This is a genomic window from Streptomyces albidochromogenes, from assembly GCF_005981925.1.
Classification (GTDB): domain Bacteria; phylum Actinomycetota; class Actinomycetes; order Streptomycetales; family Streptomycetaceae; genus Streptomyces; species Streptomyces albidochromogenes.
The window spans coordinates 1-1,475 of the sequence record NZ_VBVX01000603.1 but is presented as its reverse complement, the minus strand read 5'-3'; the positions used below and the strand labels follow the sequence as shown (position 1 = coordinate 1,475).

The window sequence follows — 1,475 nt, the reverse complement described above, 5'->3', positions numbered from 1 at the left end:
CTCCCCCACGTCGTGCTCGACGGCCCCGCCACCGGCACCCCCGTCGTCCTGGGCCCGTCCGTGGGCACCTCACTCGCCGTCTGGGAACCCCAGCTGCCCGCCCTGGCCCGCACCCACCGCGTCCTGCGCTGGGACCTCCCCGGCCATGGCGGCAGTCCCGCCGGGCTGGTCCCGCTGGACGGCACCGCCACCGTCGCCGACCTGGCCGCGCTGGTCCTGCGGGCCGCCGACGCGCAGGGCTGGCAGTCCTTCGGGTACGCCGGGATCTCGATCGGCGGCGCGGTGGGGCTCCACCTGGCGACGCACTTCCCCGAACGGATCACGGCGCTCGCCGCGGTCTGCTCGTCGGCCCGCTTCGGCGAGCCCGCCACCTGGAGCGAGCGCGCCGCTCTCGTACGGGCCGAGGGCACCGAGGCGATGGCGCCGAGCCGCCCGGGCACCTGGTTCGCCCCGGCGTTCGCCGCGACACCGCTCGGGCACGCGCTGATCGAGGACCTGCGCGCCACCGACGCGGCGGGCTACGCCGCCTGCTGCGACGCCCTCGCGGCGTACGACCTGCGCGGCGCGCTCCCCATGGTCACCGCGCCGACCCTGGTCGTCGCCGGACGCGACGACCCCGCGACGCCGCCCGCGCACGCCCGCGAGATCGCCGACGCCATCCCCGGTTCGACGCTGCTGGAAGTCGCGGGCGCGGCCCATCTCGCCGGCGTCGAGAAGCCCGAGCCGGTGACCGCCGCCCTGCTCGCCCACTTCGCCCCGCCGCCCGCCGGCACCGACGCGTCCCGCCACGCGGCCGGCACGCGGGTGCGCAGGGCGGTCCTCGGCCCGGCCCACGTGGACCGGGCGACCGGCCGTACGACGCCGTTCACGGCCCGCTTCCAGGACTTCGTCACGCGCTACGCCTGGGGCGAGATCTGGGCCGACGAGACCCTGGACCGGCGCACCCGCAGCTGCGTCACCCTGACCGCGCTCGTCGCCCAGGGCCACGAGGCGGAGCTCGCGCTGCACGTACGGGCCGCGCTGACCAACGGCCTGAGCAGGCAGGAGATCGGCGCGGTCCTGCTCCAGGCGGCGGTGTACTGCGGGATGCCCGCCGGGAACCGCGCGTTCACCGTGGCGCAGGACGTCTTCGACGACCTCGACCGCCTCGACTACGAGGAGGAGCCGGCCGGTGCGGACGGCCTCGACGCGCTGGTCGAGCCGGACACCCTGGAAGAGCTGGCCGAGCCGGACGCCCTCGCGGCCCCCCTCGATCCCGACGCCCTGCCCGTCGACCCGGACGACGACCAGGACGACGACCAGGTCGACGACTGATCACCTCCCGCTCACCGGTTGTTGATGCACTGTCAATTCGAGACGCTTACGTTCCGAGGTCACAGTCCCCCATCCTGGAGTGACACATGGAACGTCGTAGCTTTCTGCGCGGCGCTGTCATCGGCACCTCCGCCGCCGCCTTCGGCGGCACCCTCTGGCGC

The 1,475-nt window shown here is 75.4% G+C and carries 2 protein-coding genes; both read left to right on the top strand.

Annotated features, from left to right (window positions below):
* Positions 1-1,314 (top strand): bifunctional 3-oxoadipate enol-lactonase/4-carboxymuconolactone decarboxylase PcaDC (pcaDC, locus tag E2E34_RS34230; protein ID WP_439333709.1); only part of this gene is annotated, 1,314 nt, incomplete at its 5' end.
* 86 nt (positions 1,315-1,400) lie between these two features.
* The coding region (locus E2E34_RS36870) for a twin-arginine translocation signal domain-containing protein (RefSeq protein WP_138905703.1) at positions 1,401-1,475 on the top strand (75 nt) is incomplete at its 3' end.